The following is a 25,813-nucleotide window of genomic DNA, read 5'->3' on the forward strand; positions in this document are numbered from 1 at the left end:
TTTCATCTTTTCCGCTTAGACCGTTACTCCTTTTTTATTATTGATCCCCATCACAAATGGGCATATCCAATCATTACTCTAAAGCTAACGATTAGCCGGCGTGCTTAATTGATGCGCAGCGCCGCGCATCGCACACTAACTTCCACCAGGACAAACGAAACGATTTGTCGAATCAGGAGGTTAACAATGAATGCTGAACAAACGACGGGACGGGTCTGGAACCGTCGCCGGACGGAAAAACAGCGGCGGCTGGCCGAAACGAAGATTGCCGGCAAAGTCATCCCCACTGACCAACTGGTCAGCGTACTGGAAAATCTGCTCGCCCCTGGCGACCGGGTAGTACTGGAAGGTAACAACCAGAAACAGGCTGATTTCCTCTCCCGCATGCTCGCCGAGGTCAATCCGCAGAAAATCCACGACCTGCATATGATTATGCCAAGCGTCGGGCGCAGCGAGCATCTGGACCTGTTTGAAAAAGGCATTGCCCGTAAACTGGATTTCTCTTTCTCCGGCACGCAAAGCTTGCGCATCTCGCAGCTGCTGGAAGATGGTCTGCTCGAAATCGGCGCCATCCACACCTATATCGAACTCTACTCCCGCCTGTATGTCGATCTGTCGCCAAACGTCGCGCTGATCGCCGGCTATAAAGCTGACCGTAAAGGCAACCTGTATACCGGACCGAGTACCGAAGATACCCCGGCGCTGGTAGAAGCCGCCGCCTTCCACGACGGCATTGTGATAGCCCAGGTCAACGAACTGGTGGACGACGAATGCGATCTGCCGCGCGTCGATATTCCCGGCTCGTGGATCGATTACGTGGTGGTCGCCGACAAACCGTTCTTTATTGAACCGCTGTTCACCCGCGACCCGCGTCTGATTAAGCAAGAACACATTCTGATGGCGATGATGGCGATTAAAGGCATCTACGCGGAGCATCAGGTGCAGTCGCTTAACCACGGTATCGGTTTTAATACCGCCGCCATCGAGCTGCTGCTGCCCACCTACGGCGAACAGCTCGGCCTGAAAGGCAAAATCTGTAAACACTGGACGCTGAACCCGCACCCTACCTTAATCCCGGCCATCGAGAGCGGCTGGGTGGAGAGCGTGCACTGCTTCGGCGGCGAACTGGGGATGGAAGAGTACATCCGCGCCCGCCCGGATATCTTCTTTACCGGCCCGGACGGGTCGATGCGTTCTAACCGCGCCTTCTGCCAGCTGGCAGGTCAGTACGCGGTAGATATGTTTATCGGTTCGACCCTGCAGGTTGATGGTCTGGCCAACTCCTCCACCGTCACCCGCGGCCGCCTTTCCGGCTTCGGCGGCGCGCCGAACATGGGCCACGACCCGCACGGTCGCCGCCACGCCACCCCGGCCTGGCTCAATATGATCACTGAACCAGACCCGATGCAGCGCGGTAAAAAACTGGTGGTGCAGATGGTCGAAACCTTCCAGGCCGGCGTGAAACCGACCTTCGTTGAAACGCTCGATGCGGTCGAGGTCGCCAAAACTTCCGGCATGCCGCTGGCGCCGGTGATGATTTACGGCGATGACGTGACCCACGTGCTGACCGAAGAGGGTATCGCTTACCTGTACCGGGCGGAAAGCCTTGAAGAGCGCCGGGCGATGGTCGCCGCGGTGGCCGGGATCACCGATATTGGCCTCGGCGTGGACGCCAAACGCGTCGCCGCGCTGCGCCAGAGCGGCAAAGTGGTGTACCCGGAAGATATCGGCATTCGCCGCAGCGATGCCACCCGCTCACTACTGGCCGCCGGCAGCGTCGCCGAGCTGGTGGAATGGTCCGACGGACTGTATAACCCACCGGCAAAATTCCGGAGCTGGTAATGAAAAAACTCTCCCCCCTACACGCAGAAAGCCGCGTCAGCTGGCTGGCGCATACCGCCAGCGCGTGTCTGATTGACGAAGCCCGTCTGAGCCCGAAACCGGGTCTGGTCGATAGTCGCGGCAACGGCGCGCATCAGGATCTCAATCTGGACCTGATGGAACGCTCCGCCCGTAGCCTACAGCCGACGTTTCACGCGCTGGCGCAGCAAAGCTGGCAGCGTCCGGCGGATATCGCCCTGCGCGAAACCGTCGGCCGCCTCGGTCGCGAAGGTGAAGCGCAGATGATGATGGCGACGGGTGGAGTTAACACCCACCGCGGCGCTATCTGGGCGCTGGGCCTGCTGGTCAGCGCGGTGGCGATGTTGGGTGGAGAGGGTCAATCACAGGCGATCGCCGCCGCTGCCGCCTCCCTCGCCCGCCTGCCTGACGGCTTCGCGCCGAAAAGCTTTAGTAAAGGGCTGCGCGCCAGCCGTCGCTGGCAGGTGCCGGGGGCACGCGAGGAAGCGCAGCGCGGATTTCCGCATGTTACCGCCCTGGCGCTGCCGCAACTGCAGCAAAGCCGGGCGCGAGGCGCCAGCGAGCCGCAGGCGCGCCTCGACGCGCTGATGGCCATCATGACCTCGCTGAGCGATACCTGCGTGCTGTCGCGGGCCGGCATGAACGGCCTGCACGCCATGCAGCAAGGCGCCCGTGAGGTTCTGGCGGCGGGCGGTTGCGCCAGCGTCGCCGGTCGCGCCGCGCTGGCGCGCCTCGATGCGCAGATGCTGGCGCAAAACGCCTCGCCGGGTGGTGCGGCCGATCTCCTTGCCGCCACCCTGTTTCTCGACCGGGTTTCCGGCTAACGCATTCAGAGGATGTTATGGAACAGATTACATTGTCATTTCCTGCCAACCGCGCCCTCAGCGGCAAAGCATTGGCAGGGGTCGTAGGTTCAGGCGATATGGAAGTGCTTTATACCGCCGCACAGGGCGCCACGCTCAACGTACAAATCACCACCTCAGTGGATAACAGCCAGGCGCGCTGGCAGGCGCTGTTCGACAGGTTGAACCTGATCAACGGTCTGCCCGCCGGGCAGTTGATTATCCACGACTTCGGCGCCACGCCGGGCGTCGCCCGTATTCGTATTGAACAAGTATTTGAGGAGGCTGCTCATGCGTAACGATCGCAGCTTTATTGAACTGCGCGCTCGCGAACGCGCCCACGCCCTGCTGGACGACGGCAGCTACCGCGAACTGCTGGATCCGTTTGAAGGCATTATGTCGCCGTGGCTCGGCGCGCAGGGCATCGTCCCGCAGTCCGACGACGGTATGGTGGTCGCCAAAGGCACTATCAACGGCCAACCTGCGGTGGTAATTGCCATCGAAGGCACCTTCCAGGGCGGCAGCATGGGCGAAGTCTCCGGCGCCAAAATGGCCGCCGCACTGGAGCTGGCGGCGGAAGATAACCGCAACGGTATCCCGACGCAGGCGGTACTGTGCCTCGAAACCGGCGGCGTACGTCTGCAGGAGGCCAACCTCGGTCTGGCCGCCATCGCCGATATTCATGCCGCGATTGTCGACCTGCGCCGCTACACCCCGGTGGTCGGCATTATTACCGGTACCGTCGGCTGCTTCGGCGGCATGTCCATCGCCGCGGCGCTGTGCAGCTACCTTATCGTCACCCGTGAAGCCCGTCTCGGCCTCAACGGCCCGCAGGTTATCGAGCAGGAAGCCGGAATTGAAGAGTACGACTCCCGTAACCGTCCGTTTATCTGGAGCATGACCGGCGGCGAAATTCGCGCCGCCAGCGGCTTGGTCGACGCGCTAGTTAACGATGGCGTTAACGCCGTTAAAACCGCAATGAATGAGGCGATCGCCAAAGGTGTACCGGCACAACACCGCAGCGACAACTATGACGATTATCTGCGTCGCTTGAGCCAATTCGATACCCGCCAGCAGGCGGATACCGCGCAGATTAAACAGCTTTTTGCCCGGGAGGATAAATAATGAGTCAGTTCCCAAACCGCGCCGCGCTATGGCTGAACAAACTGGCGCCCAACGCGCCGCTGATGAGTGGTCTGTGCCCTTCAGTGCAGGTCGCAGATGGCCAGATTGATGGCGAAAACGTCCGCTTTATCGCCGTGGTGCCTGACGCTAACAACCACTACCCGCGCGCCGCCGGCGGCGAAGTCGGACTGCTGGAAGGCTGGACGCTGGCGAAAGTGGTCAACGAAACCATCGCCGCCGACGCCGATCGGCCTGTCAAACGGCCGATCGTCGCGGTAATTGATGTCCCGAGCCAGGCCTATGGCCGCCGCGAAGAAGCCTTTGGCATCCACCTGGCCCTGGCCGGGGCGGCAGGCGCCTACGCCAAAGCCCGTCTTGCCGGCCACCCGGTGATTGGCCTGATTGTCGGAAAAGCGATGTCCGGGGCGTTTCTGGCCCACGGCTATCAGGCCAACCGCCTGATCGCCTTTAACGATAGCGGCGTGCTGGTTCACGCGATGGGTAAAGAATCGGCGGCGCGTATTACGCTGCGTACCGTAGAAGCGCTGGAGAAACTGGCGGCGACGATCCCGCCGATGGCCTACGACGTCAGCAACTACGCTACGCTCGGCCTGCTCTCCGCCCTGCTCGATATCAACCATCCGGATGCGCCAGACGAAGGCGATCTGTCGCTGGTCAGCCGTACCCTGCGCGACGCCATCGCTGACGCGCGCACCGATACCTCACTGAAGTGCCGCCTGGGCGCGGAAAACCGCCGCAGCTCACAACTGGTTCGCGATCGCATGCGCGCCAGCTGGTAAGACGTTCGTACGTAAGTAGTAGAAGAAAACCTGCCGGAAGCAGTCTCCCGGAGCGCGGAATAAACGCTCCGGGAAGGGACGGCTTTTAGAAAAAATAACAATCGCGCCAGTACTCTATTTTATTTACAGGTGATTTATGACTTATGTGATTATTCATGCTCTCGCGCCCATTTTCGTCATTATGCTGCTGGGTTTCTGGGCCGGAAAGGCCGGGATGGTAGATAACAAAAACGTCTCGCTGCTTAATATTTTTGTAATGGATTTTGCCTTACCCGCCACGCTGTTTAGCGCGACGGTACAAACGCCGTGGGCCGGTATCGTCGCCCAGTCGCCACTGGTGCTGGTGCTGACCGGCGCGATGTGGATCACCTATGCCGCAATCTACTTCCTCGCCACCAGCGTGTTCAAACGTACGCCGCAGGATGCCGCGGTGCTGACCCTCACCGTCGCCCTGCCAAACTATGCCGCGCTGGGTCTGCCGATCCTCGGCAGCGTGCTGGGTGAAGGCGCGTCAACCTCGCTGTCGGTGGCGGTTTCTATCGCCTGCGGCTCGGTGCTGATGACCCCGTTCTGCCTGCTGATTCTGGAGCGTGAAAAAGCCCGCGCCGCGGGTGAAAACAGCGGTTCTACGCTGGCGATGCTGCCGGTGCTGATGTGGCGTTCGGTGAAAAAACCGATCGTCTGGGGCCCGCTGCTTGGGGTGGTGCTTTCTGCTATCGGCATTAAAATGCCGGACCTGCTGCTGGCGTCGATCAAACCGCTGGGCCTGGCCGCCACCGCCGCCGCGCTGTTCCTCACCGGGGTGATCCTGTCGGCACGTAAACTGCAGCTCAATGCGCTGATCGCTACCTCAACCATCGTGAAACTGCTGGTACAGCCGTTTATTGCCTGGGGCCTGGTGATGTTACTTGGTCTGCACGGCTCTATCGCCATTACCGCGATCCTGATGATTGCGCTGGCCGCCGGCTTCTTCGGCGTGGTCTTCGGCAACCGCTTCGGCGTGCAGTCTCCGGATGCTGAAGCCGTGCTGCTGTTAAGCTCGGTTCTGTGTATCCTGTCGCTACCGCTGTTTATCTCTTTGACTTCAGGACTGTAAACCATGTCATCAACGCCGCGTCCCCACGATTTAGTTTGGTTAAACCACGCCAGCGCTCTGGAAGACATTGCCGAGCCGTGGGTGGCTCAGCAGTGGCGAGCCGCGCTGCCGGTGGTGGTGAGGCGCGACGTTGACGACCAGGCCCGCATCCCGGTTGGAGTGCGGGGCATGAAGCGCGAGCAGCGCGCCGCCGGCTGGGTACAGGCGCACAATATCGTGCGCAGCGTCACCCCGGAGATGCTTGTCGAGCGCGAAGCATTACTCTGCTCGCCGTTTGTCTCGCAGCCGCCGGTCCAGGCGGCTATCGCCCTCACCTTACACCGCTGGCCCTGGGGCTGGGGCGTCACCGGCAGTACCGGCTACGCGCTGGCAACCGAAATCCCGGTGCTGCATGCGGCAAGCGATCTGGATCTGCTGATCCGCGCGCCGCAGCCGCTGGACCGTGAGGCCTTGCTGGAATGGCAGGCCCGGGTGGCCCAACTACCGTGCCGCGCCGATACCCAGGTAGAAACCCCCTACGGCGCCTTCGCCCTTAATGAGTGGCTGCGCGATGGCCGCGCGCTGCTGAAAACATCCCGTGGCGCGCGCTTAACCGCGACGCCGTGGCACAGGGAGGAATGATGAAGATTTTATTTACTTTTCCCGGTCAGGGCGGCCAGCGCCCCGCAATGCTGGCGGCAATCCCCGATCGCGAGGCTATCCTCACCCAGGCGCGCGCCGTGCTGGGGGATGAAGTCGATACTCTCGATAGCGCCGATGCGCTAAAGCATACCCGTGCGGTCCAGCTTTGTCTGCTGATCGCCGGGGTGGCCTGGGCGCGCGAGCTACAGCGTCAGGGCGTGGATCCGCAGATGGTCAGCGGTCTGTCCATCGGCGCGTTTCCGGCTGCAGTGATTGCCGGCGCACTCGATTTCGCCAGCGCGCTGCGGCTGGTGGCGCTGCGCGGCGATTTAATGGAGCAGGCTTATCCCGAAGGTTACGGGCTGACGGCGATTATGGGGCTGACACGCCCGCGGATTGAGGCGCTGATGCAGGGCCACGAGGTGTATCTCGCCAATCTGAACGCCGAAACGCAGATCGTGATCGCCGGGCGTGATGACGCCATGGCCGAGGTGGCGCAGCTGGCGCTGCAGGCTGGTGCCAGTAAAGCCCAACGGCTGGCGGTCAGCGTGCCGTCGCACTGCGCGCTGTTGGATAAACCGGCCGTCGCCCTCGCAAAAGCCTTCGCCGAGGTCACCTTAACGCGCCCTCAGCGCGCCTATTTAAGCGGCTCGACGGCGCGCGTACTGTGGGATCCGCAGCGGATCGCCGACGATCTGGCGATGAACATGGCGCGCACCGTACATTGGCAGGAGGCGATGATCGCCGCCGATGAACGCGACGCGAGACTGGCAATCGAGATGCCGCCCGGCGGCGTGCTCACCTGCCTGACCCGCCAGGCGGGCTGGCGCGGCGAGACCATTGCGCTGGAGCGCAGCGGCGTAGACGTCGCCCGCCATCTTGCAAAGCGGCTTAGCGATTAATACTGCGGGCGTACATGCGCCCTTCCGCCGCCAACGCCAGCAGGTCGGCATCGCGCTCGCGATGGTGTGAATAGACGATAGAGATCAGCTGGCGCATCTGATAGGGTTCCGCCAGCTTTAACAGCTGCACATCGTTTTCATAGACTTTCTTCATGCGACCCGGCAGCAGCGCGAAGCCCACGCCCGCCTGCACCAGGCTTATCATCGAAAAGATATCATTCACCCTGGTCACAATTTCCGGCTCAAAACCGGCTACCTGAAAAGCCTCCTGAAACCCGGCATAAGTCGCAAACCCTTCCGCCAGCGAGACAAACTTGCGATCGGCGTAATCGCGCAGGTCGGCGAGCTGCGAGGTATCCAGCTGTTCCGTCGCCGGCGCGGCGAGGAAGATATCATCTTCAAACAGCGGCACCACGTCGAAGGCCGAATTATTGTACTCGCCTTCATTGGTGGCGATTAAAATAGCGTCAAGGGCATCGTCTTCCAGCATATCCAGCAGCATCTGGTTGGAGCCCATCGTCAGATCCAGTTCAAGCTCCGGGCGACGCAGCTTCATCCCCATAATGATGCGCGGAACGGTTTCCAGCGTCAGCGAATAGAGAGTACCAATGCGCAACCGCCCCTGACCAACGCCGGCGACTTTGCGCGTCGCCTCAAGCCCGCGGCTCATCAGACTCATCACATCCTGGCAGTATTCGAGCAGCGTCCACGCCGCCTGCAGCGGCAGCAGGTTACGCCCTTTGTGGACAAACAGCGGGCAGCCGACCCCCTCTTCGAGCGTATGCAGTGCGCGGTGAACGCTAACGCTGCTGAGCTTCATGGCTTCGGCGGTTCTGGCGATATTGCCCTTCGCCATAAACATCATAAAGACCGACAGCTTGCGGAAGGTGATCTCCTGGTTGATATCGTCTTTCATAGCCCTTCCACACTCCTGGTTTAATTTTCTGTTTCAATTCAAACCAGTATATCTTTTATGAGGCCAAAGTTGCAGGCAGCGCGCGGCGTCAGCCGGTAAATAACGCAAAAAAGGGAAGACCATGGTCTTCCCTTTTATTCACTGCCTGGATGCGTCGTTACAGCGCCATATCGTGCTGCGGCGAGGCTTCGCGCGGCGTCTCTGCCGGTTTGGCGGTCGCGGTCGGCGCGGACTCTGGCATCTGAATGACCGGAGGCTTAGTCAACTGCAGCGTCGCGGCGGTGTCATCCCAAACCTGCTGGGTCAGCGCCACGTTACCGTTTAACTTCTCGCCGTAGCTCGGCACGATGGCGCGAATGCGGCTCTGCCATTCCGGCGAGTTAAACTGCTGCGGGAACATCTGCTTGAGAACGTTCAGGGTGATCGGCGCGGCGGTGGAAGCACCTGGCGATGCGCCGAGCAGCGCAGAAATCGTTTTCTGCTGATCGACCACCACTTCGGTACCGAGCTTCAGAACGCCGCCCTTCTCCGCGTCTTTTTTGATGATCTGCACGCGCTGACCGGCCTGAATCAGTTTCCAGTCTTCTTTGCGCGCGTTCGGGTAGTACTCTTTCAGCGCCGCAAAGCGGTCATCATCGCTGAGCATAACCTGGCTAATCAGGTACTTCACCAGATCGAAGTTGTCGAGGCCAACGTGGGTCATCGGCAGTACGTTGCTGGTGGTGGTGGTGCTCAGCAGATCGAAGAACGAACCGTTTTTCAGGAACTTGGTGGAGAAGGTGGCGAATGGTCCGAACAGCACCACGCGCTTGCCATCGAGGTAACGAGCATCCAGGTGCGGTACCGACATCGGCGGCGCGCCAACCGAGGCCTGACCATAGACTTTCTGCTGGTGCAGTTTAGTCAGCTCCGGGTTTTCGGTCATCAGGAACGAGCCGCCTACCGGGAAGCCCGCATAGTTGTCCGCTTCCGGAATGCCGGTTTTCTGCAGCAGCTTCAGCGCGCCGCCGCCGGCGCCGATGAAGACATATTTGGCGTCGATAGCCTGCTCTTCACCGCTCTTCACGTTCTTAATCGTCACGTGCCAGGAGTTGTCGGCATTGCGTTTGAAATCGGTGACTTCAGAAGAGGTCTGCAGCGAGAAATTGCTGCTCTTTTTCAGGCTGCCGATCAGCTGACGGGTGATTTCACCGTAGTTCACGTCGGTACCGACCGGCGTCCAGGTGGCGGCCACTTTTTGCTGCGGATCGCGTCCTTCCATGACCAACGGCGCCCACTGTTTAATTTGCGCGTGATCGGTGGAGAATTTCATTCCCTGGAATAAGGTAGTCTGCTGCAGCGCGTTATAACGCTTTTGCAGATAATCAACATTATCGCCCCACACGAAACTCATATGCGGCGTGGAATTAATAAACGAGTGCGGGTCGTGCAAAATACCGCGTTTGACCTGCGCCGACCAGAACTGGCGCGAAATCATAAACTGTTCATTGATATCCAGCGCTTTACTGACATCAATAGAACCGTCTGCACGCTGCGGCGTGTAGTTCAGTTCCATATTTGCCGAGTGACCGGTACCGGCGTTATTCCAGCCGTTAGAGGACTCCAGCGCGACGCCGTCGAGTTTCTCCACCATCACCTGTTTCCACTCCGGCTGCAGTTCCTGCAGCCAGGTGCCCAGCGAAGCGCTCATGATGCCGCCGCCGATCAGCAGAAAATCAGTTTTTTTCGAGGTATCGCCATTCGCGTAGGTCGCCGTACTGACGAACATCGCTAATGCGGTCATAGATATAATCGTTTTTTTAATTGCAGGCATAATAGAAATATCGCGTAGCAAAAGTGTAATAAGAGCCGTCATATTAACGCACTTTTACTTTATTTTAAAATATCATTTACACTTCGATATTTTAATGCAAACAGTTTTTTAACTTAAAAAAGCAGTTTATTTATTTCACTGGCGGTTATTGTGAAAATTGCGGCAAAAAAAGCAGGATTATTCAGGCGATAAGAAATATAGCGCCGGTTTATTTAGTTATTTAACAAACCGGCGCGGCGAGGAAATTAATTGACGTTACATGGCGTTTTCTCTTGCGCTTCACCCAAAGCGATACGCAGATGGTTGTTGTTTTCGCTTAGCAGATCCCGCGCCTGCCAGGCATCAAGCCCCGTCATCAGCATCAGAATCGCCGTCCGACAATGCTGATTGCAACTGGCCAGCGCGGCTTTGGCTTGCGCGCGCGTACACTCTGTGGCGGCCATCACCATGGCGATTTGCCGCTCCTCCCAACGCGGGCTGGTTGCCTGGAGGTCTACGCGCAGGTTGCCGTACACCTTGCCGCTGCGTACCGCCAGGCCGGTAGTTAACAGGGTGAGGATCTGCCGCTGCGCCAGTTGCGCTTTCGGGTTGCCATAACCGGCTACCGCCTCCGGCCCGGTCTGCGGCGCAATAATAATATCCGCCAGCTGCGCAGCCTCGCTGTCGCTTAGCTGCGTCAGTAGCGCAATCGGCGCTCCCAGCGACCAGGCGTGACGCATGGCTCCCCATACCCACGGTGTTTTGCCGCTGACGGAAAGAGCCAACAGCATATCGTTGGCGCTGAAGGCATGTAGCTGCAAATCGCGCACGCCCGCGTCATAATCATTAGCCGCCATCTCGGCCGCCTGCAGCGAGCTCTCTTCGCCGCCGGCGATAATCGCCACCAGTGAGTGATTGGCTTCAGGGGAATAGTCATTAACCGTTTGCAACGCCGCCTGCCCGGATGCCCCGGCGCCAATGATCACCAGCCGTCCTCCCCGGCTCAGGGTCGCCGCGGCGTTATCCACCAGCCGGGTAATCTGCGGCAGGCAGGCATCGATGGCGATGGCTATCTGTTTGTTATCCTGCTGCAGCAGGGTCAGCATATCGAGGGTGGCGAGCGTATCGATATGGCGCGTTTGCGGGTGGCGTCGTTCCAGCATTGATGCGGTTGGCTTACTGCTCATAAAACCTCCATTTAAAACCGAACTCACTGCGGCTACATCAATAGCAATGACATATCCATTCATTCATCACGGCTATTTGATTGATGCGGCCAGTGTAAAGCCTTCATCCACGGCTTTACCGCCACGGGGGTCACAGTTTGTTCACTCGACACCTAATCGCGGCGCGATTGCGCGTTATCCGAGCATGAGGGCTACGCATGTCAGGCAGCGGATATCCGGTAAGCCGGTTTTACTGTTATTACACGGCTTTATGAAAGCCGCCCTATCGGCGATAATGATCGTTCAACGAATTGACCGGGGTTGTCATGAAGGAAGCCGAGCTACAGCCGCCCGCACGTAAGCGCGCCCGCAGCCTGAAATTAAGTACCGCCGTCACGCTGATGATTGGCAGCGTTATCGGCGCGGTGCTGCTGCTGGTCTACGCGCTATGGTTTATGCAGATCAGCAACGCCACCCGCGACGGCTTAAAAGAGACGGCGCTGGCGGTGGCGCGCACCATGGCCGATATGCCGCAGGTGAAGCGCGGCCTCAGCGAGCCGCCGCAGAGCAATATTATTCAGCCGCTGGCGCAGGCCATTACCCGACGTAACGATCTGCTTTACGCGATTGTGACCGACATGCGCGGTATCCGCTATTCGCATCCGGATAGCGCCATCATCGGTAAACCGTTTATCGGCGAGGATATCCGCCCGACGCTCGCCGGGCGCGAAAACGTGGCGATTAACCACGGCGTACTGGCGCCGGCGCTGCGCGTGTTCACCCCGGTATTCAATGAACAGCATCAACAGATAGGCGTGGTGGTGGTGGGGATTTCGCTGAGTAAAGTCGACGAACAGATCGCCAATAGCCGCTGGGACGTCCTGCTGACCATTCTGTTCAGCGCGCTGGTCTGCGCAATCGGCACCTGGAGCCTGGTGCGCGGCTTGAAGCGTATTTTGCTGGGGCTGGAGCCGCAGGATATCTCTACCCAGTTCCAACAGCGTCAGGCGATGCTGCACTCGCTCAAAGAAGGCGTGATCGCTGTGGATAGCAGCGGCCAGGTCACGCTAATTAACCCGGCCGCCCGCGGCATGTTACTTAGCGGGCCCGATAAAAGCATCGATCGCACCCCGCTGCTGGCGGACCTGCAGGAAGTTCTGCGCAGCGGCGAGCCCATCTATGACCGCGCGCTCGGCTGTAATGGCTTGTTGCTGATTAGCAATACCGTCCCGGTGCGCAGCCAGAACGCCATCGTTGGCGCCATCAGCACCTTCCGCGATAAAACCGAGATGAGCCAACTGGTGCAACGGCTGGATGGCATGATGAGCTACGTCGATGCCCTGCGCACCACTTCGCACGAATTTATGAACAAGCTGCACGTGATCCTCGGCCTGCTGAATATGAAAAGCTATGACAAGCTGGAAGAATATGTGCTGCAAACCGCCCATGCCTATCAGGCCGACATCGGCGAAATTCAGCACCGGATAAAATCGCCGGTGGTCGCCGGCTTCCTGATTGGTAAAATCCAGCGCGCCAAAGAGCGAGGCTTCACCTTGAACCTCGCCGAAGAAAGCCTGGTGCCGGATTGCCCGAATGAAAAACAGGTCACCGTGCTGGTAACGGTATTAGGTAATCTCATTGAAAATGCGCTGGATGCGATGAGCGGCCAGGCGGAAGGTGAAGTGAGCCTGCTATTGCACTATCAGGATGGCTGGCTAAGCGGTGAAGTCAGCGACGACGGCCCGGGGATCCCGGCGGCCAATATCGACGCCATTTTTAATAAGGGCTTCTCCACCAAAGGCGAGAATCGCGGCGTCGGCCTGTTTCTCGCCAACCAGCAGCTCCACGAACTCGGCGGCACGCTAGCCGTTGAGTCCGAGCCTGGCGTATTTACCCAATTTTTTGTTCACCTGCCCTGGGATAGTAAAAGGAAAAAAGCGTGATAAATGTATTGATTGTTGACGACGATGCGATGGTTGCCGAGCTGAATCGCCTGTACGTGGCGCGCATCCCCGGTTTCAGCTGCTGCGGCACCGCGTCGACGCTCGGCAAAGCCCAGGAGATGATTAACGACCCGCAGATGGCGATCGATTTAGTACTGCTGGACGTTTATATGCAGCAGGATAGCGGCCTGGATCTGCTGCCGACCATTCGCGCCAGCGGCCGCGCCATCGACGTGATTATGATAACCTCCGCCGCCGATGCCGCCACCGTTCAAACCGCCATGCACTACGGCGTGGTGGATTATCTGATTAAACCTTTCCAGTTCCCGCGCTTTGAAGAGGCGCTGACCGCATGGCGCGAAAAGCGCAAACTGATGACCGGCCAGCCCTATTACGAGCAGGCGGATGTCGATCGTCTGTTGCACGGCGGCGCGCCGGAAGCGGCTGACGCGCGTAAGCTACCGAAAGGCTTAACGGCGCAAACCCTACGCACGCTGTGCCAGTGGATTGACAGCCACCCTGATGTGGAATTTTCTACCGATGAGCTGGCGGCGGCGGTGAATATCTCGCGCGTCTCCTGCCGCAAATATCTGATCTGGCTCGCGCAGATCAATATTCTCTATACGACCATCCATTACGGCGCGACCGGCCGACCGGTGTATCGCTACCGCCTGGTCGCCGAGCAGTACGGCCTGCTCAAGCAGTACAGTCAGTAATCTGGTAGCCGCTGTCGCGCAGCTGAAAGCGGATGCGCTGCGGTGACGATAGAATCACGTTGCGGTTTTTGGTGACAAAAATCGCTTCAATGTCGTCCCGCTGGCGCAGCGCCGCGCAGCCCTTCTCCACGCCAAGGCCATACAGCAGCGTGGTCCAGATATCGCCGTCCAGTGAATCCGCGGAAATGACCGTGACGCTGTCGAGTTCGTTATCCAATGGATAGCCGCTGCGCGGATCGAGGATATGGTGCCAGCGTTTGCCATCCTGCTCGAAATAGCGTTCATAGGTGCCTGAAGTGACAACCGACTGCCCGCTAACGGCAATCGAGCCGATAAGTTCCTGCGCCGCGGCAAAGGGTTTTTTCAGCCCAATCGCCCATTCCCCTAACGTATGTACATTGCCGCCGAGATTAATCAGCGCCTGTTCGATCCCCTGCTGGCCCAGGTAATCGCGTACCCGATCGGCGATATATCCTTTGGCGATTGCGCCAAGGTCAATTTCCATTCCAGCCTGCGCCAGCCACACGCTCTGCTTTTCGTCATCGAGAATGACATCCTGCGGGCGGGTTAACGGCAGCCGCGCCGCAATATCCGCCGCCGACGGCACGCTATGCCCCTGAAAGCCAATGCGCCACAGTTTAACCAGCGGGCCGATAGCCAGATTAAAGGCGCTGTCACGCACCATACTGGCGGCTTTAGCGCACTTAATCAGCTGGTACACCGGACGGCTAACGGTAACGGGATGACGCCCGGCGGCATGGTTGATATCCATCACCTGCGACTGCGCGCGGTTAACGGTGAGCAGATCTTCGTAGCGTTTAATTAACTGAAATACGCGGGAGGCCAGCGCCTCATCGTGGGAATAGAGTTTGAGCAGGATGGGCGAGCCCATCAACACGGCGGAGTAGCTATAGACGCGGTTATCGGACATCGGGCTCTCCTTAGAAGGGATAAGCCGGGCGGCTAAGCCAGCCCGGCATCAGCAATTACCTATTATCCTCTGGCACGTTTCGCCGCCTGATGGCCCGCGAGGGTACCGAAGATGATGATATCCGCGACCGCGTTACCGCCGATGCGGTTACCGCCATGGATACCGCCAACCACTTCACCCGCGGCGTAGGCGCCGCGAATTGGCTGCTGCGCCACATTCAGCACTTCGCCATCGGTATTAATGGTCACGCCGCCCATAGTATGGTGCACCCCTGGGGCAATACGAATGGCGTGGAACGGGCCTTCGTTAATCGGCGCGCGCAGCGCGGTTGTGCGGCCAAACGCTTCATCGTGCTGTTTTTCCACCGCGCCGTTGTAGCATTCCAGGGTAGCGAGGAACGCATGGTAATCCATCCCCAGCTTCTCCGCCAGTTCACGCGGCGAGCTGGCGCTGGTGACGAAGCCTTTGGCGATATACTCGTCGGCGGCTTTGTTTTTCGCCCGCACATGCTCGTCGAAGACGATGTAAGCATAGTGTTCCGGCAGCGCGATAATCGCCGCAGACACTTTATCGCGGGTCTCCATCTCGTTGAAGAAGCGGTTCCCCTGCTGGTTAACGAGAATAGCGCCGCCGCCGCGAATCGATTCGGAAATCAGGTACGAGGTCTGCTGCTCGACGGTCGGGTGAATTTGAATTTCGCCCATGTCCACGGTGCCGGCGCCAATACGTTCCAGCAGCGCGATACCGCTACCGGTCGCCCCTTTATGGTTGGTGGTCACGAAGCCTTCGAGGTCAGGACGATATTTCACCACCATCGCGCTGTTGGCGCTGAAGCCGCCGGTCGCCACGATAATACTTTTGGCCTGCACTTCGATGACCTCTTGTTCATCGTTGATAAGACGCACGCCGCTCACTTCGTCGTGGCGCATCAGGATCTCTTCTACCGAGGTATCCAGCAGCACATCGATACCGCGTTTGGTGATATTACGCACCAGACCGCTAATCAGGTAGCCGCCAACCGCCGATCCGTCGCGCGGACGGTGGGTACGGTCGATACTCATCCCGCCGGTGGTGGTGATATCGTTAAGCATAATCCCACGGTCCGCCAGCCATTCAATGGCTTGCGGCGCGTTTTCAACGAAACGGCGCAGCAGCTGCGGGTTGTTTTTGTTGTGGCCGCCCTTCAGGGTTTCCTGATAGAACAACTCTTTACTGTCCTGAATACCTTTGACGCGCTGGAAGCGGGTTTCCGCGGCGTTCATCCCGGCGGAAGCTTTGATGGTGTTGCCGCCAATAGTCGGCATTTTTTCGACGATCAGCACGCTGGCGCCTTCGTCGTGGGCCTGAATCGCCGCAGCCAGACCGGCGCCACCGCTCCCCACCACCACAACGTCATAGCTTTTCGGCGCGGTATCGTTGCCGCCCTCTTCCGCGGCCAGCGCTTTGCTGGATTTCAGCATCGCTTTGGACACCGCTTTTTTCACCGCTTCGCTCTGGCTGGTCGCGCCGGAGATAGCATCGACGTGCGGCGTGTTGGCGGTCAGAATACGTTCGCGGATCTCTTCGAAGCTGGTGGTAAATTCAACGCTCTGTACTGGGCTTGCGGCCAGCTCGATATCCGCAATGCGATCGTTTTCGAGGCTGACGTTAATGACCAGTTCGTTGGCATCGTCCTGAACGGTTTCGACAAACATCCCCGGTTTAAATTTCGCGTCGCCCATGCTCATGTCGCGGATCATCGCTTCGACCAGCGAGAAACGCCACAGCGGTTCCGGAATGTGCAGCGCCTCGCGCTGGGTGCTGTCGATAAAGAGTTCCAGCTCTTCGCCGGCGGCGATACGTGAAGCCCAGTCCGGATAGGCGATGCAGGCGCGGCCGACGGCCATCAGGTCATAACCGTGATCGAGGCCCTGTTCGGCGTCGGCTGCGTTAACCACTCCGCCGACACCCATCACCGGCACCTGCGCCAGCGTTTCAGAACGCATGGCGCAGTATTTTTCAATCAGCGGCGTCGGATCGCAGGTATCAACGATAGACGGGCGCAGCGTCGCGCCAACTGAGAAATGCAGATAATCGACGCCGCGGGCGGCCAGTTTCTCCAACAGATACATGGTGTCGTCGAAGCGGATCCCCGGGACTTCCATCTCTTCCGGCGAGAAGCGATAGCCGATAATAAAGGCATCGTCAGCGTACTGACGGGCCATTTTATGCGTGATGTCCAGCACCGCCAGCGGGAATCTGGCGCGGTTATCGCGGCTGCCGCCCCACTGGTCGTCACGCTGGTTAGAGTTCGGCGAATAGAACTGCTGGATAAGATAGGTGTTGGCGCCGTGGATTTCGACACCGTCGAAACCGGCAAGAATCGCGCGGCGTACGCCGTCGCCAAATTTGGCGATCATGCCTTCGACTTCTTCACCACTGAGGGCGCGCGGCATAGCGGCGCCGTCGCGCGGCGCGGCAATGGCGCTCGGCGCCACCGGCTGGCGACCGCCAATCAATTGCGGGTCAACCATGCGACCGCCGTGGTAAATCTGCAAAATCGCTTTTGAGCCTTCCGCTTTAATCGCTTCGGCGATTTTCGCCAGCCCGGCGATTTTTTCATCGTTATCGATGCCGATAGCGCCCGGGAAGGCCAGACCATAATCATCAATAAAGCAGCATTCAACGATGATAGTCCCGATGCTGCCGGCGCGGGCGCGATAGTATTCAACGAGCTCGCTGGTGACGGTACCATCGAAATAACCGGTGCAGGTGGTCATTGGCGCCATTAGCAAACGGTTTTTCAGTTCAGTCCCATTCGGTAAAGTAAATGGCTGCAGAATTCGTTCGTTACTGGTCATATTAATACTCCAGATTTTAAATATTGAAATTCAGAATTGGGTGACGGAAATTTTATTGATTGTTTATTTTCATTCCTGTTGTCATGCCAATAATATAGCGTGTTTTTTAGTTACTAAATTAATTACGTTAGTTAAAAAACTATTTAATACCTGCAATAACAGCAATACCTCTATTGTATTATTAAATTTATATATCGCATTTACATAATACAAATGAATGATAACATTTCGGTCACTTTTGTTAACGCTAGAAAAACGCGCAAAACAAAAATAAAACACGTAATTTCAATAACTTAAATAATTAATTGCTTTAGCCATTTATTATTTTTTAAGCGTTCCCTTAACAATTGACGTTTCTTGCGGATAATAACCACATCATCATATGTGGTTATTGCCAAACGAAAAAAAAGATCCAGATCACCTGTTTTTTTTGATCTCGATCAATTGCAATGCAACGTGAAAGCGCAATATATAAATACCCAATGAATTTAATTTAACGCCGCGAAAAACGCGTTAAATAACCGTTTAAGCAATAAGCAATCTCGACCATTAATAATTAAAGAAACTTTCGCAACTAAAAAAATCGAGCGTTGTAAGCGAAGACGGAACCGTATTTTCAACTACTAGCAGATACTCATTATGAAAGAGAAAAAGACAACCATACCGCCTGCCGGTGCCGCGTCTAACGCGGCGTATAAACGTCTGATCATGATGGCATTGCCCATTATCGTCGCCGTACTGCTGCTGTTCGTCCCGGTGCCTGACGGCTTACCGCCTTTCGCCTGGCACTATTTTGCTATCTTCGTTGGCGTCATCGTCGGCCTTATCTTCGAACCGCTGCCGGGCGCCGTTATCGGTATCACCGGGGTGGTGGTGATTGCTTTATGTAGCCAGTGGCTACTGTTCAGCCCGGAACAGATGGCGGCGCCAAGCTTTAAGCTGGCCGGCGCGTCATTTAAATGGGCGGTCAGCGGCTTTGGCAACTCTACCGTGTGGCTTATCTTCGGCGCGTTCATGTTCGCCGCCGGCTATGACAAAACCCAGTTCGGCCGCCGTCTGGCGCTGATTCTGGTAAAATATCTTGGCCGCCGCAGCCTGACGCTGGGCTACGCCATTACCTTCGCTGACCTGCTGCTGGCGCCGTTTACCCCGTCCAACACCGCACGTAGCGGCGGGACCATCTACCCGATTATCGCTAACCTGCCGCCGCTGTACGGTTCTAAACCTAACGATCCGAGCGCACGCCGTATTGGCTCTTATCTGATGTGGGTAGCCATTACCGCCGCCTGTATCACTAGTTCTATGTTCCTGTCGGCGCTGGCGCCGAACCTGCTGGCGCTGGCGCTGGTAAAAAGCATCGTTGGTATCAACATCTCCTGGGGGACCTGGTTTATCGCCTTCCTGCCGCTCGGTATCCTGTTGATTCTGGCCATGCCGCTGCTGGCGTACTGGTTCTATCCGCCAGAAGTAAAAATCAATAACGAAGTGCCGCTTTGGGCCGCTCGTGAACTGGAAAAACTGGGCAAACTGTCGCGCAATGAAATCCTGCTGCTGGTGTTTGTTTGCTTCGCGCTGATGATGTGGATCTTCGCCGCCGACTGGATTGAACCGGCGCTGGCTGCCCTGCTGGTTATCGTGCTGATGCTGTGGACCGGCGTGCTGTCCTGGAGCGATATAACCAACAACAAAGCGGCGTGGAATACCTTTGTCTGGTTCGCCACGCTGGTCGCGCTGGCTGACGGTCTCTCCTCCACTGGTTTCATCGCCTGGTTGGGTAAAGAAGGCGGCGCGCTGATGAGCGGTATTTCTCCGGGCGTTGCGACCATCGTCCTGCTGCTGGCGTTCTATCTGCTGCACTACCTGTTCGCCAGTACCACCGCGCACACTACCGCGCTGCTGCCGGCCATGCTGACCATCGCTTCGACTATCCCGGGAATGAATATGGAAGTCTTCGTCCTGCTGATGGTGACCTCGCTGGGCGTGATGGGCATCATCACCCCGTACGGTACCGGTCCGAGCCCGATTTACTACGGCAGCGGCTATCTGCCGACCAAAGACTACTGGCGCCTCGGCACCATCTTCGGCGCCATCTTCCTGGCCGCCCTGCTGCTGATTGGCTATCCGTGGATGTCCATGATGTTCTGATTCATAACCGCCGGGTCTTCCCCCGGCGGTTTTTATCTTTATGGAGTATGTGAATATGTCGACGAAACCCTTTGTTTATCAAGACCCGTTCCCGATGGCGCATGACGATACCGAATACTATTTGCTCAGCAAAGAGCACGTCTCCGTCGCCGAATTCGATGGTCAGGAAGTATTGAAAGTGGAACCACGGGCGTTAACCCTGCTGGCGCAACAGGCCTTCCACGATGCCGCTTTTATGCTGCGCGTCTCGCATCAGCAGCAGGTCGCGGCCATTCTGCTCGACCCGCAGGCCAGCGAAAACGACAAATACGTCGCGCTGCAGTTCCTGCGTAATTCCGAAATTGCCGCCAAAGGCGTGCTGCCAACCTGCCAGGATACCGGCACCGCCATCATCATGGGTAAAAAAGGCCAGTGCGTATGGACCGGCGGCGGCGATGAAGCCGCGCTGGCGCAGGGCGTCTATAACACCTATACCGAAGACAACCTGCGTTACTCGCAGAATGCGCCGCTGGATATGTATAAAGAGGTCAACACCGGCACCAACCTTCCGGCGCAGATCGATCTCTACAGCGTCGACGGCGATGAATATAAATTCCTGTGCATGGCGAAAGGCGGCGGTTCCGCCAACAAAACCTATCTGTACCAGGAAACCAAAGCGTTAATCACCCCGGCGAAGCTGAAAAACTATCTCGTCGAGAAGATGCGTACCCTCGGTACCGCGGCCTGCCCGCCCTACCACATCGCTTTTGTGATCGGCGGCACCTCGGCGGAAGCCACGCTGAAGACCGTTAAGCTGGCTTCCGCCCGCTACTATGACGACCTGCCGACCGCAGGCAACGAGCACGGTCAGGCCTTCCGCGATGTGCAGCTGGAGCAAGAGCTGCTGCAAGAAGCGCAAAATCTCGGTCTCGGCGCGCAGTTCGGCGGGAAATATTTCGCCCACGATATTCGCGTTATCCGTCTGCCGCGCCACGGCGCTTCGTGCCCGATCGGCATGGGCGTCTCCTGCTCCGCCGACCGCAATATCAAAGCTAAAATCAACCGCGACGGCATCTGGATTGAAAAACTGGAAAGCAACCCGGGGAAATACATTCCTGAACACCTGCGCCAGCAAGGCGAAGGCAATGTGGTTAGCATCAACCTGAACCAGCCGATGAGCGAAATCCTGGCACAGCTGTCGGCGCACCCGGTCTCCACGCGTCTGAGCCTTAACGGCACCATTATCGTAGCCCGCGACATTGCCCACGCGAAACTGAAAGAGCTTATCGATAACGGCGAAGCGCTGCCGCAGTACGTGAAAGATCACCCGATCTACTACGCCGGTCCGGCCAAAACGCCGGCTGGTTACGCCTCCGGCTCCCTGGGCCCGACCACCGCGGGACGTATGGATTCCTACGTCGATCTGCTGCAATCGCACGGCGCCAGCATGGTGATGCTGGCCAAAGGCAACCGCAGCCAGCAGGTGACCGACGCCTGCCATAAACACGGCGGCTTCTACCTCGGTAGCATTGGCGGCCCGGCGGCAGTCCTTGCCCAACAGAGCATTAAGAGCCTCGAGTGCGTGGCTTATCCGGAGCTGGGAATGGAAGCTATCTGGAAAATCGAAGTCGAAGATTTCCCGGCCTTTATTCTCGTTGATGATAAAGGTAACGATTTCTTCCAACAGATCCAAAATCAGCAGTGCGCCGGTTGTAAACAACACGGCTAATTCCCTCCACGCCCGGCGGCTCATCGTCGGGCGTATTCTCCCCCTTTACTCTTGAATTCACCCGACGCTGAACTATGCTCAATCCAGCAGCCGTTCAGAGTTTGACCAGCTGAAAAATAACAATAATTCCCCCTTTTCCGGTGTCGCATATGAACAGGATCCAGGCGTTATTAACGGCGTGTTTTCTGCTATGGCTGGCCTTCCCGCTTTCGGCGGCAGAACCGCGTCAGCTGCCCACCGCTCGCGAGCAGGCGCGAACCGTCGCTATTTTCCATCAACCGATCGTCATGCTGCAGGCCACCTTCGGCCAGACCACGCCGGAAGAGCGGGTTCTGCGCATCCGCAATACGCTACGCGCCTTTACCGAGGCCGATATCAGCCAGCCGCTACAGGTGGTGCCTGTCACCCGCTACAACCAGCCGGGGCGGCTGTTCCTGATGAATGGCAAACCCATCATGTTACTCAGCCAGGCGGACCTCGATGAAGGCGACGATCTGACCCTCGATCAGGCGGCGCAGCGCGTTCTTGCCCGTATGGAAGCGCAGCGGACGTCGCTGCGCGAACAGTACAATACCCGCTATCTGCTGCTGGCGGCGCTAAAATCCGCCGCCGGCGCGTTGCTCCTCGCCCTGGCCTGCTATCTCGCTTTCCGTTCGTGGCGGCGAGTGAGGCGCTTTTTCCATCTGCGGATCCTCGAAAAGCGCAGCCTGATCCCGCATAACTGGCGGCGTTTTCTCGGCAACATTGAAAGCCGATTATACGCGCTGCTGGTCATACTGCTTGGGGTACTGGCGGGTTATGTTTGGCTGAGTTGGGTATTCAGCCTGTTTCCTTGGACCCGGGTATGGGGAGAGTCGCTCGGTGAGTGGTCGGTAGGGGTGATTCGCGATATTTCGCTGTCCATCGTGTCGGCGCTGCCGGGATTGATGATCGTACTGCTTATCTTTCTGATTACGTGGTTTATCATCCGCCTGCTGAAGGTGGTGTTGGATCAGGTCGCCGCCGGACGTCTGCAGATCCCCGGTCTGCATCCGGAAACCGTCGGCGCCACGCGAAAGCTTATCGCCGTGGTTATCTGGCTTTTTGCGCTCTCCGCCGCCTATCCTTTCCTGCCTGGCGCAAATTCTCTGGCCTTCAAGGGGATTAGCGTGTTCTTCGGTCTGATGTTGACGCTGGGCTCAGCGGGGGTGATGAATCACGCCATGAGCGGCCTGGTGCTGATTTATACCCGCGCGCTGCATAAAGGCGACTGGATCCGCATCGCCGATAACGAAGGCCAGGTCAGCGAGATCGGCATGCTGGCGACCAAAATCCTGACCCGCGAAAACTATATTGTCACCCTGCCGAACGCGGTGGTGGTCAGCGGTAAAATCACCAATCTCAGCGCCAGCGACCCGCAACAGGGAATCAACCTCACCACCGGCGTGACCATTGGTTACGACACGCCGTGGCGGCAGGTACAGGCGATGCTGGAACTGGCGGCCCACCGCGCCCAGGGAGTGGATCATCAGGTGGCGCCGGTGGTTCGCAAACTGGGATTGCTCGACTGGTATACGTCGTATGAACTGCAGGTGCGGCTGTTACCGGAAACGACGCTGCCGGAGGGGCGCAACGCGCTGCACAGCAGCATTATCGATGTATTTAACGAATTTGGCGTGCAGATTATGTCGCCCAATTTTGTCATGCAACCGAAAAGCGCGGTGGTGGTCGCCAAAGAGGATTGGTATACCGCCCCGGCGGTCGCGCCGCAGGAGCGCGACAGGTAACGTCGTCCCACGCCGACGCAGCGTCATCAGGCAATGCCGGATGGCGCTGCGCTTATCCGGCCTACAACTCAAAATCCCCGGTAGCGCTACCGCTTACCGGGGCTACAGCGCTGTGCGATTTAGTAGCCCGTACAAGGCGCAATGCGCCGCCCCGCTACGCCTGCGCGGCGTCAATCTCGGCAAACACCTGCTGCGCGAGGTGCAACGTGGCGTTTGCCGCCGGTAAGCCGCAGTACAGCGCCGAATGCATAATCAGCTCTTTCAGCTCATCACGGGTCACACCGTTATTAAAGGCGGCGCGCAGATGCATCTTAAGTTCCGCCTCGCGGTTCAGCGCAATCAGCATCGCAATAGTGATCATGCTGCGGGTATGGTGATCGAGCCCTGGACGGGTCCAGGTTTCTCCCCAGGCGTAACGGGTAATGAAATCCTGAAACTCCTCGTTCAGCGGCGTCAGATTCTGCAGAGTACGGTCAACGTGAGCATCGCCTAATACCTTGCGGCGAACCTCCATTCCCTGCTGATAACGTTGTTTATCTTCCATTTTGCTCCCCCAGCAAAAAGCCGTTCAGCGCGGCGTTAAAGGCAGCAGGCGCTTCAATGTTCGACAGATGCGACGCCTTCAACACCACCACCTGTGAAGTGGCGATCTGCTGATGCAGGAAGTTAGCGTCGGCGACAGTCGTGACAGGGTCACTTTCTCCGGCAATAATCAGCACCGGAATCGCAATTTGCCCGACCTCCCCCCGCAGGTCTGCCGCCGCCAGGGCTTCACAGCAGGCAGCGTAGCCTTCGGCGTCGCTATGAGTCAGTTGATGGCATAATGCCTCGACCACCTCCGGCGCGCGCTGGCGGAAAGCATCGCTGAACCAGCGATCCGCCGCCCCCGCGGCAACCACATCCATCCCTTCCTGACGTACCGCGCGGGCGCGAGAAAGCCAGCCCGACTGATCGCCGATCCGCGCCGCGGTATTGGCCACCGCCACCGCATAAAAACGTTCCGGCGCAAAGCGCGCCAGCCATAATCCCGTCAGCCCGCCCATCGAAATACCGCAAAACAGCGCTTTGTCGATATTTAGGTGATCGAGCAGCGCAATCACATCTTCACCCAATTGCGCCAGGGTCACCTTGCCGTTTTTCGTCGTTTTACCATGGCCGTGGGTGTCATAACGCAGTACGCGAAAATTCGCCGTCAGGGCCTCCATTTGCGGCTGCCACATTGCGCGCGTGGTACCAAGCGAGTTCGACAGCACGATAACCGGCGCGCCTTCTGGCCCGTCGAGTTGATAATCAAGATTCATGACGTTGCTCCTGATAACGCGCCAGTACCTGGCGCACAAAGCGTTCGGCGCTACCGGTGGCCGTTGCCGGATCCAGTAGCGAGTTTAAACGTTCGCGGGAGAGAAACTGACTGACCAGCGGGTCAGCCGCCAGCAGATCGACAAGTAAACCGTGACTGTCCAGAGCCTGGCGGCACAGCGCTTCTACACGGTGATGCGCCTCGGCTTTGCCGATAAACTCCGCCAGCGCCAGGGTCACCGCTTCCGCCATAATCAGCCCGTGGGTAATATCAAGGTCGGCACGCATCTTATGCACGAAAACCTGCATCTCGCGCACCAGCATGTCAGTTTGCGCCAGCGCCCCGCCCACCAGCATAATCAGCTCCGGTAGCGTTTCCCATTCCGCCTGCCAGCCGCCGAGCGCGCGCTCATGCTGTTGGATTTGACCGGCGTAAAGGGTGGCGACCAGCCCCGGCGTGCGCTGCGCCGCGGTTAAAATCGCCGCGCAGGAGACCGGATTACGTTTGTGCGGCATGGTCGAGGAGCCCCCGCGCCCTTCCGCCAGCGGCTCGCCGACTTCCGCAACCTCGGTTTGCATCAGCAGCGAAAAATCATTGGCGAATTTTCCCAGAGTGCCGCAAACGCCAGCGAACCAGGCGCCGACTTCGAGGAAACGATCGCGCTGGCTATGCCATGGCGTATCCGGCAACTGCAGCTCGAGGGTTTGCGCTAATGCCTGCGCGACCTGCGGCGCCTGCTGTTTCAATGAATCAAGCGTACCAGCCGCGCCGCCAAACTGCAGCGCCAGCACCCGTGGGCGCATCTCAATCAACCGCTGCTGCCAGCGCAGCAGCGCATCCAGCGTCCCCGCCAGTTTAAGGCCAAAGGTGACCGGCAGCGCATGCTGCATCCAGGTGCGCCCCGGCATCACCGTATGCTGATAGCGCTGCGCCTGTTCGGCAAGCGCATCAATCAGGCTTTGTAGCAGGCTATCCGTCGCCGCCAGCGCGCCGCGCAGTTGCAAAACAAACCCGGTATCGATAGCGTCCTGGCTGGTGGCGCCCCAATGGACATAGCGCGCGGCGTCAGGATCCTGCGCTTTCACCCGCGCGGTCAGCTGTTTGACCAGCGGAATTGCCAGATTACCGGCGCTGGCCGCAGCCTGTCCCAGCGCGTCGAAATCAATAAGCGCATGCCGGCAGGCGTTGACTATCGGCGAGACTGCCGCCTTCGGCACCAGACCGCAGTCGGCCTGCGCCTGCGCCAGCGCGGCTTCGAAATCCAGCATGCCCTGTACCCGCTGCGCATCACTAAACCAGTCGGTTAGCGGACTGCTGCGCAACATGGGGGTCAACAAACTCATC

The 25,813-nt window shown here is 58.3% G+C and carries 21 protein-coding genes; 13 read left to right on the forward strand and 8 right to left on the reverse strand.

The annotated features are described in order from the left end of the window. Window positions 1-186: 186 nt before the first annotated feature. The 8 genes from mdcA (at window position 187) to mdcH (ending at window position 7,246) form a co-directional block, all read left to right on the forward strand. Window positions 187-1,842 (forward strand): malonate decarboxylase subunit alpha, encoded by a 1,656-nt coding sequence (gene mdcA, locus ABLV78_RS13450; protein WP_045388299.1) that lies wholly within the window; start codon window positions 187-189, stop codon window positions 1,840-1,842. After that, window positions 1,842-2,684: a triphosphoribosyl-dephospho-CoA synthase gene (locus tag ABLV78_RS13455; RefSeq protein WP_047042900.1), complete on the forward strand. Its 843-nt coding sequence runs from the start codon at window positions 1,842-1,844 to the stop codon at window positions 2,682-2,684. The genes mdcA and ABLV78_RS13455 overlap by 1 nt, the downstream gene beginning before the upstream one ends. Window positions 2,685-2,701: 17 nt before the next feature. Then, window positions 2,702-3,001 (forward strand): malonate decarboxylase acyl carrier protein, encoded by a 300-nt coding sequence (gene mdcC, locus ABLV78_RS13460; RefSeq protein WP_008805033.1) that lies wholly within the window; start codon window positions 2,702-2,704, stop codon window positions 2,999-3,001. Then, window positions 2,994-3,827 carry a biotin-independent malonate decarboxylase subunit beta gene (locus tag ABLV78_RS13465; RefSeq protein ID WP_012541866.1) on the forward strand — a complete coding sequence of 278 codons (834 nt, stop codon included), beginning with the start codon at window positions 2,994-2,996 and terminating at the stop codon, window positions 3,825-3,827. Before mdcC ends, ABLV78_RS13465 begins: the two co-directional genes overlap by 8 nt. Continuing rightward, the gene (gene mdcE / locus ABLV78_RS13470; protein WP_047042894.1) at window positions 3,827-4,627 is read left to right on the forward strand and encodes a biotin-independent malonate decarboxylase subunit gamma; all 801 of its coding nucleotides are present in this window, start codon (window positions 3,827-3,829) and stop codon (window positions 4,625-4,627) included. Before ABLV78_RS13465 ends, mdcE begins: the two co-directional genes overlap by 1 nt. Before the next feature lie 136 nt (window positions 4,628-4,763). Further along, window positions 4,764-5,723 carry an AEC family transporter gene (locus ABLV78_RS13475; protein WP_004148291.1) on the forward strand — a complete coding sequence of 320 codons (960 nt, stop codon included), beginning with the start codon at window positions 4,764-4,766 and terminating at the stop codon, window positions 5,721-5,723. 3 nt (window positions 5,724-5,726) lie between these two features. Further along, the gene (locus ABLV78_RS13480; RefSeq protein WP_047042891.1) at window positions 5,727-6,344 is read left to right on the forward strand and encodes a malonate decarboxylase holo-ACP synthase; all 618 of its coding nucleotides are present in this window, start codon (window positions 5,727-5,729) and stop codon (window positions 6,342-6,344) included. Further along, window positions 6,344-7,246: a malonate decarboxylase subunit epsilon gene (gene mdcH, locus ABLV78_RS13485; protein ID WP_047042888.1), complete on the forward strand. Its 903-nt coding sequence runs from the start codon at window positions 6,344-6,346 to the stop codon at window positions 7,244-7,246. Before ABLV78_RS13480 ends, mdcH begins: the two co-directional genes overlap by 1 nt. Here mdcH and ABLV78_RS13490 read toward each other — a convergent pair. The 3 genes from ABLV78_RS13490 to ABLV78_RS13500 form a co-directional block, all read right to left on the reverse strand. Continuing rightward, window positions 7,236-8,162 (reverse strand): LysR family transcriptional regulator, encoded by a 927-nt coding sequence (locus ABLV78_RS13490; RefSeq protein ID WP_045392340.1) that lies wholly within the window; start codon window positions 8,160-8,162, stop codon window positions 7,236-7,238. The two genes, mdcH and ABLV78_RS13490, sit on opposite strands and share 11 nt — an antisense overlap. A gap of 157 nt (window positions 8,163-8,319) precedes the next feature. Continuing rightward, window positions 8,320-9,930, reverse strand: coding sequence for a malate dehydrogenase (quinone) (gene mqo, locus ABLV78_RS13495; RefSeq protein ID WP_242436987.1), 1,611 nt, complete (start codon window positions 9,928-9,930; stop codon window positions 8,320-8,322). Between the two features lie 290 nt (window positions 9,931-10,220). Then, window positions 10,221-11,141, reverse strand: a complete 921-nt coding sequence (locus ABLV78_RS13500; protein ID WP_047042885.1) for an N-acetylmuramic acid 6-phosphate etherase — start codon at window positions 11,139-11,141, stop codon at window positions 10,221-10,223. 305 nt (window positions 11,142-11,446) lie between these two features. On the opposite strand from ABLV78_RS13500, the gene ABLV78_RS13505 reads away from it, so the two are divergent. Then, window positions 11,447-13,063, forward strand: coding sequence for a sensor histidine kinase (locus ABLV78_RS13505; RefSeq protein WP_045392345.1), 1,617 nt, complete (start codon window positions 11,447-11,449; stop codon window positions 13,061-13,063). After that, window positions 13,060-13,779, forward strand: coding sequence for a two-component system response regulator DcuR (gene dcuR / locus ABLV78_RS13510; protein ID WP_047042881.1), 720 nt, complete (start codon window positions 13,060-13,062; stop codon window positions 13,777-13,779). Before ABLV78_RS13505 ends, dcuR begins: the two co-directional genes overlap by 4 nt. Here dcuR and ABLV78_RS13515 read toward each other — a convergent pair. After that, window positions 13,760-14,710, reverse strand: a complete 951-nt coding sequence (locus ABLV78_RS13515; RefSeq protein ID WP_045392351.1) for an FAD:protein FMN transferase — start codon at window positions 14,708-14,710, stop codon at window positions 13,760-13,762. The genes dcuR and ABLV78_RS13515 overlap by 20 nt on opposite strands. 62 nt (window positions 14,711-14,772) lie before the next feature. Beyond that, window positions 14,773-17,550 carry an NADH-dependent fumarate reductase gene (locus ABLV78_RS13520; protein ID WP_047042876.1) on the reverse strand — a complete coding sequence of 926 codons (2,778 nt, stop codon included), beginning with the start codon at window positions 17,548-17,550 and terminating at the stop codon, window positions 14,773-14,775. Window positions 17,551-18,189: 639 nt separating this feature from the next. Here ABLV78_RS13520 and ABLV78_RS13525 point away from each other — a divergent pair. The 3 genes from ABLV78_RS13525 to ABLV78_RS13535 all read left to right on the forward strand — a co-directional run bounded on the left by ABLV78_RS13525 (window position 18,190) and on the right by ABLV78_RS13535 (window position 23,169). Continuing rightward, window positions 18,190-19,695 carry an anion permease gene (locus tag ABLV78_RS13525; RefSeq protein WP_032707943.1) on the forward strand — a complete coding sequence of 502 codons (1,506 nt, stop codon included), beginning with the start codon at window positions 18,190-18,192 and terminating at the stop codon, window positions 19,693-19,695. Window positions 19,696-19,750: 55 nt separating this feature from the next. Further along, window positions 19,751-21,403, forward strand: coding sequence for a class I fumarate hydratase FumA (fumA, locus tag ABLV78_RS13530; protein WP_088389924.1), 1,653 nt, complete (start codon window positions 19,751-19,753; stop codon window positions 21,401-21,403). A gap of 149 nt (window positions 21,404-21,552) precedes the next feature. Continuing rightward, window positions 21,553-23,169, forward strand: coding sequence for a mechanosensitive ion channel family protein (locus ABLV78_RS13535; RefSeq protein WP_088389923.1), 1,617 nt, complete (start codon window positions 21,553-21,555; stop codon window positions 23,167-23,169). A 154-nt stretch (window positions 23,170-23,323) separates the two neighbouring features. On the opposite strand, the gene pcaC is transcribed toward ABLV78_RS13535, so the two are convergent. Genes pcaC through ABLV78_RS13550 form a run of 3 tightly spaced genes read right to left on the reverse strand, consistent with a single transcriptional unit; the run spans window position 23,324 to window position 25,812 of the window. Further along, window positions 23,324-23,713: a 4-carboxymuconolactone decarboxylase gene (pcaC, locus tag ABLV78_RS13540; protein WP_015705266.1), complete on the reverse strand. Its 390-nt coding sequence runs from the start codon at window positions 23,711-23,713 to the stop codon at window positions 23,324-23,326. Next, a complete protein-coding gene (pcaD, locus tag ABLV78_RS13545) occupies window positions 23,703-24,470 on the reverse strand; it encodes a 3-oxoadipate enol-lactonase (RefSeq protein ID WP_045392362.1) in 768 nt (255 codons plus the stop codon). The genes pcaC and pcaD overlap by 11 nt, the downstream gene beginning before the upstream one ends. Further along, the gene (locus ABLV78_RS13550; protein WP_047042871.1) at window positions 24,460-25,812 is read right to left on the reverse strand and encodes a 3-carboxy-cis,cis-muconate cycloisomerase; all 1,353 of its coding nucleotides are present in this window, start codon (window positions 25,810-25,812) and stop codon (window positions 24,460-24,462) included. Before ABLV78_RS13550 ends, pcaD begins: the two co-directional genes overlap by 11 nt. Window position 25,813: the final 1 nt, after the last annotated feature.

It is taken from the genome of Klebsiella sp. CN_Kp075, from assembly GCF_040065055.2.
GTDB lineage: Bacteria > Pseudomonadota > Gammaproteobacteria > Enterobacterales > Enterobacteriaceae > Klebsiella > Klebsiella aerogenes.